General features: G+C 73.5%; 9 protein-coding genes. 6 read left to right on the plus strand and 3 right to left on the minus strand.

The genetic code is table 11. The features are described 5' to 3' along the window. Positions 1–692, minus strand: a 692-nt coding sequence (locus tag AB0C69_RS32475) for an aminotransferase class I/II-fold pyridoxal phosphate-dependent enzyme (RefSeq protein ID WP_360358777.1), incomplete at its 3' end; no start/stop codon positions are given. A gap of 157 nt (positions 693–849) precedes the next feature. Here AB0C69_RS32475 and AB0C69_RS32480 point away from each other — a divergent pair. The 6 genes from AB0C69_RS32480 (at position 850) to AB0C69_RS32505 (ending at position 6,244) form a co-directional block, all read left to right on the plus strand. After that, positions 850–1,761, plus strand: a complete 912-nt coding sequence (locus AB0C69_RS32480) for a hypothetical protein (protein WP_360358778.1) — start codon at positions 850–852, stop codon at positions 1,759–1,761. Continuing rightward, on the plus strand, positions 1,758–2,567 hold the full coding sequence (locus AB0C69_RS32485) for a deaminated glutathione amidase (RefSeq protein ID WP_360358779.1): 810 nt from the start codon (positions 1,758–1,760) through the stop codon (positions 2,565–2,567). Before AB0C69_RS32480 ends, AB0C69_RS32485 begins: the two co-directional genes overlap by 4 nt. Next, entirely contained in the window at positions 2,564–3,505 is a 942-nt protein-coding gene (locus tag AB0C69_RS32490) for an ABC transporter substrate-binding protein (RefSeq protein ID WP_345179123.1), read from the plus strand. The genes AB0C69_RS32485 and AB0C69_RS32490 overlap by 4 nt, the downstream gene beginning before the upstream one ends. 12 nt (positions 3,506–3,517) lie before the next feature. Beyond that, the gene (locus AB0C69_RS32495; RefSeq protein ID WP_360358780.1) at positions 3,518–4,450 is read left to right on the plus strand and encodes an amino acid ABC transporter permease; all 933 of its coding nucleotides are present in this window, start codon (positions 3,518–3,520) and stop codon (positions 4,448–4,450) included. A 5-nt stretch (positions 4,451–4,455) separates the two neighbouring features. Continuing rightward, positions 4,456–5,241, plus strand: a complete 786-nt coding sequence (locus AB0C69_RS32500) for an amino acid ABC transporter ATP-binding protein (protein WP_360358784.1) — start codon at positions 4,456–4,458, stop codon at positions 5,239–5,241. A 133-nt stretch (positions 5,242–5,374) separates the two neighbouring features. Then, complete coding sequence (locus tag AB0C69_RS32505) at positions 5,375–6,244, plus strand: alpha/beta hydrolase (RefSeq protein WP_360358781.1); 870 nt, start codon at positions 5,375–5,377, stop codon at positions 6,242–6,244. On the opposite strand, the gene AB0C69_RS32510 is transcribed toward AB0C69_RS32505, so the two are convergent. Next, positions 6,245–7,174 (minus strand): LysR substrate-binding domain-containing protein, encoded by a 930-nt coding sequence (locus AB0C69_RS32510; RefSeq protein ID WP_360358782.1) that lies wholly within the window; start codon positions 7,172–7,174, stop codon positions 6,245–6,247. A gap of 44 nt (positions 7,175–7,218) precedes the next feature. Continuing rightward, positions 7,219–8,920: ABC transporter ATP-binding protein (locus AB0C69_RS32515; protein ID WP_360358783.1), on the minus strand; the 1,702-nt coding region annotated here is incomplete at its 5' end.

Here is an 8,920-nt window from a genome sequence, read left to right on the forward strand (position 1 = left end):
TGGTACACGAACGCGGCCGGCCCCTCCGCCAGGGCCTCGGCGAGGGACTCCGGCTCCGGGCCCTCGGCGTCGCAGGCCACCGGGACGACCTCGGCACCCTGCGCCTCCAGGATGTCCAGCAGCCGGGCGCCGGTCGGGTCCTCCACGGCGATCCGGTCGCCGGGGACGGCGACGGTCTGGCAGACGAGCTGGACGCCCTCGTAGCCGCCGCCCGCCGTGAGCATGGCGGCGGCGGGGAAGGGCCAGCCCGGCTCGACGGCGGCGCGCAGCGCGGGAGTGATCGTCTCGCGGGTGTAGTCGTTCAGGTGCGGGGTCCGGGCGCCGACCGCGAGCGCCGCGTCCAGGGGCGGCAGCAGCGCCGGGTCGGGCGCGGCGACGGCGAGGTCGATCGCGAGCCGGGTGCCGAACTCCCCGATTCGCTCGTACCGCGCGGGGTGCGGGACGTTCGGCGGGCCGATCACCACGGTGCCGCGCCGCCGCTGGGCGCTGACGACGCGGTGCCGGCGCAGCGTCGCCCAGGCGTCGGCGACGGTGCCCGGGCTCACCCCGAGCTCCGCCGCGAGGCCGCGGACGGTCGGCAGCCGGGTGCCCGCCGGGATCTCACCGCCGCGGATCAGGCCGGTCATCGCCGCGGCGATGCCCCGGGCCGTGCGGTCGCCGATGCGCTCGGCCAGCCACGCCGCGTCGGTCACGCTACCTCCGGACAAGTTATGTGCAGTAACAAAACGCCCATTGTACTGGCTACAAACAGACCCTAAAGTCGGATCCCATCGCGCCCCGATGTGCGGGCAAACCCCCTTCTACGTGCAGAGATGGAGTGCTGTGCCGATTCCACGGATACGTCTGGCGGTGCGGGACTGGGACCATCTGGTCCCGCTGCTGACCGGCCGGACCGGCGCCCGGGGGGCGGCCCTGGAGGTCGAGACCCGCGACGCCACCCCCGACGTCCTCGCCGAGCCGGGCCTGGACGGCGGCGAGACGTCCTTCAGCCGCTACGCCCTCGCGCGCGCGGCCGGCGACGACCGGCTCGTGGGCCTGCCGGTGTTCCTCATGCGAGGCTTCCGGCACCGCTGCGTGCTCGTCCGCTGGAGCAGCGGCCTCTCCTCCCCGCGGGACCTGGCGGGCGCCACGATCGGGCTCACCGGCTGGCCCGACTCCGGCAACACCTGGACGCGGGCGCTGCTGCGGGCCGAGGGCGTCGACCTGTCCGGCATCCAGTGGCGCGTCGGGTCGCTCGCGGCCGGCGAGACCGGCAAGGACCGTGTCGGCCCCCGCCCGCTGCCCGGCAACGTGCGGGTCACGGGCACGCCCCTCGTCGAGGGGCTCGCCGACGGGAGCCTCGACGCGATCTTCACCCCGTTCATGCCCCCGGAGATGTTCACCGCCGGCGGCCGCTTCCGCCACCTCTACGGCGACTACCGCGCCGCCGAGACGGCCTACTACGCCGGGACCGGTTTCGTCCCCGGCATCCACCTCCTCGCCCTCAAGCGCGAGGTCGTGAACGCCCACCCCTGGCTCCCCGAGGCCGTCCAGGAGGCCTTCGCGGCGTCCAAGCGCCTCTGGCTGGAGCGCCGCCGGCTGCTCGCCGACACCACGCCCTGGCTGCTGGACGAGCTGGAGGCGCAGGCGCGGATCTTCGGACCCGACTGGATGCCCTACGGGACCGAGGCCAACGCCGCCATGACCGCCGCGTTCTGCGCGGAACTGTACGAGCAGGGCATCGCGCCCCGCCCGATCAAGGCCGAGGAGCTCTTCGGATGAGGATCGCCGTGGGCCAGTTCGCCTCCACCGAGGACTGGCAGACCAACCTCAAGACCTGCATGACGCTGATCGACGAGGCCGTCCAGGGCGGCGCCGGGCTGCTGGTGCTGCCCGAGGACTCCCTCGCCCTGTTCATCGACGAGCCCGCCCGCATCACCGGCGCGGCGCAGCCGCTGGACGGCCCCTTCGTCACCGGCCTGCGCGCCCACAGCGAAGGCTCGCGCACCACGATCGTCGCGGGCGTCCACGAACCGGCCGGGGACGGCAAGGTCCACAACACCCTCGTCGCCGTCCGCGACGGCGAGCTCGTCGCCGCCTACCGCAAGGTCCACCTGTACGACGCGTTCGGCGCGCGGGAGTCCGACCGGGTGGCGCCCGGCGACGGAGAGCCCGTGGTCGTCGACTGCGACGGCTGGAAGGTGGGCCTCATGACCTGCTACGACGTAAGATTCCCGGAAATGGCCAGGCTGCTGGTCGACGCGGGCGCCGACGTGCTCGCGCTGCCGGCCGCCTGGGTGCGCGGCCCCGCGAAGGAGCGGCACTGGGAGGTCATGGTGACCGCCCGGGCGCTGGAGAACACCTGCTACGTCGCGGCGTCGGGGGAGTGCGGCCGCCGCAACATCGGATCGAGCATGGTCGTCGACCCGCTCGGCACCGTCCGCGACCAGCTGGGCGACCGGCCCGGCCTCCTGTGGGCCATCGCCGACCAGGAGGAACTGGCCGAGGCCCGCCGCGCGCTGCCCGTGCTCGCCAACCGCCGCTTCCGCGTCGACCCGTCCATCCGCCCCCTGAAGGAGACCGCATGAGACGCGCCATCGCCGCCCTGGCGGCGGCGGCCCTGCTCGCGGGGACCGCCGCGTGCGGGGCGAACCCGCCCGAGGCCGAGGGGATCCTCAACGGCGAGTCCTCGCAGGGCGTCGGCGCCGCCGACCTGCGCCAGACGCTCGACCACGGGCTGCACGACCGGCTCCCCGCCAAGAACAAGGCGTCCGGAACGCTGATCTCGGCCAACAACGGCTCGTTCCCGCCCTACGAGATCGCGGGCTCGGACGGCCGGTCGCTGAGCGGCGCCTCCGCCGACCTGTCCACCGCGCTCAGCCAGCTGCTCGGCGTCAAGATCGAGCACGTGACCGTGGACGGGCTGCCCAGCCTGCTCACCGGCATCAAGGCCGACCGGTACGACTTCGCGATGGGCCCGGTCGGCGACTTCCCCGAGCGCGAGAGCGCCAACGACTTCGTCGACTGGGTCCGCGAGTTCGTCGTCTTCGCCGTTCCGAAGGGCAACCCCAGGCACATCGGTTCCATCGCCGACACGTGCGGGATGAAGATCTCGGTGATGGCGGGCGGGTCGGCCGAGGACGTCGTCAAGTCCCAGTCGGCCACGTGCGTCCAGCAGGGCAAGCCCGCGGTGCAGGTGCAGTCCTACAAGGACCAGCCGACCGCGATTCTCGCCGTCAGGTCCCACCGGGCCGACGGCTTCTTCTCCTCGCAGGCGCCGCTCAGCTACTTCGTGAAGCAGTCGGGCGACGACCTGGAGCTCGCCGGGACGGGCAAGGCCAACGGGTTCGACGACCTCTACCAGGGCTCGGTCGTCGCCAAGGACTCGCCGCTGCGGGACGTCCTGCTCGACGGGTTCCGCAAGCTGATCGAGAACGGCACGTACAAGAAGGTCATGACCAAGTGGGGCCTGACCGCCAACATGCTCGACAAGCCGGGCGTGAACCTGGCGCCGAGGAAGGGGTGAGCCGAGGTGACCATGACCAAGGAGCATCCGCGCGGCACCGTCGGCGACGTCGACGTGACGGGCGCGGCGCACGTGCGGCACCCGCTGCGGTGGCTCGCCTCGCTCGTCGTGCTCGTGCTGGCCGCCCAGCTCGCCCACCTGCTGTGGACCAACGACAACTTCCAGTGGGACGTCGTCGGCCGCTACATGAACGCCTCCATCATCGGAGACGGCATCGCCATCACGCTCGAACTGACCGTCATCGCGATGGCGGTCGGCATCGCGGGCGGTGTCATGCTCGCGGTGGGGCGGCTCTCGGACAACCCGCTGCTGCGCGCCGCGTGCGGCCTGTACGTGTGGTTCTTCCGCGGCGTGCCCGTGCTGGTGCAGCTCGTGCTCTGGTACAACCTGTCGGCGCTGCTGCCGCGGCTGTCGGTCGGCGTCCCGTTCGGGCCGGAGTTCCTGCACGGCGACACCAACCACCTCATCACCCCGCTGATCGCCGCCATCCTCGGCCTCGGCCTCAACGAGGCGGCCTACATGGCGGAGATCATCCGCGGCGGGCTGCTCGCCGTGGACCCCGGACAGACCGAGGCCGCCCAGGCGCTCGGCATGGGCGGCGCCCGCACTTTCCGGCGGATCGTGCTGCCGCAGGCGATGCGGTTCATCGTCCCGCCGACCGGCAGCCAGGTGATCAACATGCTCAAGGCCACCTCGCTGGTCAGCGTGATCGCCCTCGCCGACCTGCTCTACACCGTCCAGTCCATCTACAACCGGACGTTCCAGACCATCCCGCTGCTGCTCGTCGCCTGCCTCTGGTACCTGGTGATCACCTCGATCCTGTACGTCGGGCAGTCGTTCATCGAGCACCACTACTCGCGCGGCGCCACCCGCGACGCCCGGCAGGGCTTCTGGGACTTCGTCCTCATGCGGCGCCGCCGTCCCGCCCCGGAGGTGTCGCCGTGACCACGATGGAGAAGGACCCGCCGACGGCCGTCGTCCCGATGGTGCGGGCGCGGGGCGTCCGCAAGAGGTTCGGACACCTGGAGGTACTGAAGGGCGTCGACCTGGACGTGGGCCCCGGCGAGGTCGTCGTGATCCTCGGGCCGTCCGGTTCGGGCAAGTCGACGTTCCTGCGGTGCGTGAACCACCTGGAGACCATCGACGGCGGCTCGGTCCACGTGGACGGCGAGCTGATCGGGTTCAGCGTGTCCGGCGGGAAGCCCCGGCACCTGCGCAAGCGCGAGGTCACGCGGCAGCGCCGCGAGATCGGCATGGTGTTCCAGCAGTTCAACCTGTTCCCGCACCTCACCGTCCTGCAGAACGTCATGGAGGCGCCGACCGGCGTGCGCGGCGACTCCCGCGCCGAGGCCCGGGCGCGCGCCGGCGAGCTGCTGGCCAAGGTCGGCCTCGCCGACAAGGCGGGCGGCTACCCCCGCCATCTGTCCGGCGGGCAGCAGCAGCGCGTCGCGATCGCCCGCGCGCTGGCGATGCGGCCGAAGCTGATGCTGTTCGACGAGCCGACCTCCGCACTGGACCCCGAGCTGGTCGGGGACGTGCTGGACACCATGAAGACCCTCGCCGAGGAGGGCCTCACCATGATCGTCGTCACGCACGAGATCGGCTTCGCGCGCGAGGTCGCCGATCGCGTCGTCTTCATGGACGGCGGTGTCATCGTGGAGTCCGGCACCCCCTCGGAGGTCCTGGACCACCCGCGCAACGAGCGCACGAAGGCCTTCCTCAGCAAGGTGCTCTGACCGGCCGCCGCCCGGCCGGCGCGGCGGGGGCCGCCGGCCGGGTATGGCGAAGGCGTGATACCGCGAGGCCGGGAAGGGTATTTGATCGTCTCCCGGGCGGACGGGAGGCTGGTCCTGGAGCGGAGGTGCGTTCGTGGACGATCTGGGCGACTGGCCGGGCAGTCAGCTGAGCGACGAGGAACTGGACGTCGCCTACAACGTGCGCAGGAAGGCCGGTCCCGAGCTGTTCGACCGGCACATGGCCCGGTACCGGGCCATGTCGGAGGCGGCGGTCGAGGGGCTGCCCGGGCGCCCGGGGATCGTCTACGACGAGGCGAGCGGGGAGCGGCTCGACGTCTGGGGCGCCGGCGAAGGGCTGCGGCCGGTGTTCGTGTTCCTGCACGGCGGCTACTGGATGGCCCTGTCGCGGGACGTGTCGTCGTTCATGGCGAGGATGCTGCACGAGCAGGGCGTCGCGACCGTGGTGCCCGACTACACCCTGGCCCCGAAGGCGACGCTGGAGGAGATCGTCCGGCAGGTGCGGGCGGCCGTGGCCTGGGTGCACCGGCACGGGCGCGAGCACGGACTCGACCCCGACCGCATCGTGGTGGGCGGCAGCTCGGCGGGCGGGCACCTCACCGGGATGACGATGGTCGGCGGCTGGCAGGAGCCGCTCGGGCTGCCCGCCGACGTCGTCAAGGCCGCGATGCCGTTCAGCGGGCTGTTCGACATCCGCCCGATCACCCGCGTCTACGTCAACGAGGCCGTGCGGCTGGACCTGCCGCGGGCCGCGGCGCTGAGCCCGGCGCTGCTGCCGGCGCCGTACCGCTGCCCGGCCGTCCTCGTCGTCGCCCAGGACGACGGGGAGGGCTTCCTCGCGCAGTCCCGTCTGTTCCATCCGCACTGGGACGCCGGAGACCTCATGGTCGTCCCGGGCCGCGACCACTTCGACGTGGTCCTCGACATGGCGGATCCGGACTCCGCGGTGGGCCGGGCGCTCGTCGACCTGGTCCGCGCGGTGTGATCAGCCGGCGGTGATCTCGGCGGCGGCGCGGCGGAGATGGTCGAGCATCAGCCGGGCCGACGGAGTCGGGGCGCGGTGCGCGGGCAGCGTGACGCCCACCTGGCGGCGGACGGTCTCCAGGGGCACGGGCAGCGGCGCGATGTCGGCGTCGGTCCGCGCGACCAACTCGGGAAGGGCGGCGATCATATCGGTGTCGCGGACGAGGGTGCGGACGGTCAGCACCGACGTGCACTCGACCAGGTTGCCGGGCGGGTTCAGGCCTTCGGCGCGGAAGACCTGCTCCAGCTCCGACCGCAGCGCCGTCTGCTCCAGGGGCAGCACCCAGGGGTAGGCGAGCAGGTCGGCCAGGCCGAGGCCCGCGACGGAGCGCGCGGGATGGCCCCGGCGGGCGACGAGGCGGACGGGCTCGCCGTAGAGGGTGATCTGGCGCAGGCCGCGCAGGTCCCCGATCGGGTTGAGGCGGCCGAGGATCAGGTCGATCTCGCCGTCCAGCAGGCGGGGGACCTGCGCGTCGAAGGTGGCCTCCTGGACGATCACGGTGACGCCGGGGCGGTCCCGCTTCAGCGCGGCGATCGCGCGGGGGAGCAGGACGCTTGAGCCGGCGAGCAGGGTGCCGATCGTGACCGTGCCGACCTCTCCGTCGGCCAGGCCGCTGATGCGCTCTCCGGCGCGGCGGAGCTCGGCCAGGACGGTGCGGGCGTGCTCGACGAACGCGTCGCCGAACATCGTCGGGGTCATGCCGCGGGGGCCGCGGGTGAACAGCTCGACGCCGAGGATGCCCTCCACCTCGCGCAGGCTGCGCGTCACGGCGGGCTGCGCGAGCCGCAGGTGCTCGGCCGCCCGCAGGACGCTGCCCTGGTCGGCGATGGCGACGACGAGCACCAGGTGCCGCAGCTTGAGCCGTCCGTTGAGCAGGTCGATCGCGCGCATGCCGACTTGTTATCACAGTTCTGTCATATCCGGTGGCTCCGGGGTCACCGCCCGGGTATGGCGGCGGGGTCGAGGTATCCCTCGGCCTGGAGGGCGAAGAGCTCGGCGTAGTGCCCGCCGGCCGCCATCAGCGAGGCGTGGGTGCCGTGCTCGGCGATCCGGCCGCCGGCGAGCACGTAGATGTGGTCGGCCGTCTGGACGGTCGAGAAGCGGTGCGAGATGAGCAGCACGGTGCGTCCGGCGAGCAGGCCCCTGAGGCGCTCGAACAGGTCGTGCTCGGCGCGGGCGTCGAGGGTGGCGGTCGGCTCGTCCAGGATGACGAACGGCGCGTCGCGGAAGAACGCCCGGGCGAGCGCCACCCGCTGCCACTGGCCGCCGGACAGGTCGACGCCTCCGGCGAACTGCGGTCCGAGCAGCGTTCCGTAGCCGTCCGGCAGCCCGCGCAGGAACCGGTCCGCCCCGGCGGCGAGCGCGGCCCGCTCGACGGCCCGCCGGTCGCCGGCACGCTCGGGCCTGCCGAGGGCGATGTTGTCGGACGCCGGCAGCAGGTAGCGCTCGAAGTCCTGGAAGAGCACGGCGACGGAGGCGCGCAGCTCCTCCGGGTCGGCGCCCGCGACGTCGACCCCGTCGTAGAGGATCCGCCCCGACTCCGGCCGGTACAGGTGCGACAGCAGCTTCGCCAGGGTCGTCTTGCCGGAGCCGTTCTCGCCCACCAGCGCGACGACCTGGCCCGCCCTGATCGTGAGGTCGACGCCGTCCAGCGCGGGGCGGGACGCCGCGGGGTAGCCGAATCCGAGGTTCTCGGCCGTCAGCACCTGGAAGGGCGGCGGCGCGGGCTCGGCGGGCGCGCGCTCCGGCGGGCTGAGGAACGACCTGAGGTCGCGGACGAACGGCGCCGCCTCGAAGAGCTGGTCGGTGCCCGCCGCGGCGGCGCGGAGGCGGGAGGCCAGCAGCAGGACGGCCGTGGCGGCGGCGCCCGCGTCGGCCGCCGGCATGGCGCCGGTCGCCGCGCGCGCCAGCAGCGGTCCGAGCACCGCCGCGAGCGCGAGGCCGCTGACCGCCCGCGCCAGCAGCGTGATGCGCAGCCGGCGGCGGACGGTCCGGCGGATCTCGCCGAGCCGCTCGCGGGTGCGGGCCTCCCAGCGGGCCCGCAGGTGCGGGGCCAGCCCGAAGGCGCGGACCTCCGCGGCCGCGCGGCGGCTGGTCAGCACGTCCAGCAGGTAGCTGCGCTCGCGTTCCGCGGGCGTCAGCCGGAACAGCGCGCCGTACAGCACCTGCCCGCTCTTCAGCCCCGCCAGCCACAGCGGCGCCCCCGCCGCCACGGTCGCCGGGACGAGCAGCGGCTCGATCGCGGCGAGGGCGAGCGCCACCCCGGCCGTGGCCATCAGCGCGCCGGTGAGGGCCCCGAGGCCCTGGACGACCTGGTGCGGGCGGATCCGCGCGCTCATCGAGGCCCGCTCCAGCCGGTTGTGGAACGCCGGCCGTTCGAACTCCTCGAGGTCGACGGCGCAGGCGACGTCCAGGATCCGGCCCATCGCGTACCGGTTGAGCTGCTCGCTCAGCACCTCGTCGCGGGACGAGGCGACCGAGACCGCCACGGCGACGAGGGCGGTCAGGGCGAGCACGACCGCGCCCTGCGCCAGGACGGCCGCCAGGTCGGCGCCGCCGAGCGCCCGGTCGAGCAGCCGCCGCCCGCCGAGGACGGGCAGCACCAGGCCGAGGCCTCCGGCCGCCTGGAGCGCGGTC

The organism is Actinomadura sp. NPDC048032 (assembly GCF_040653175.1).
GTDB lineage: Bacteria > Actinomycetota > Actinomycetes > Streptosporangiales > Streptosporangiaceae > Spirillospora > Spirillospora verrucosospora.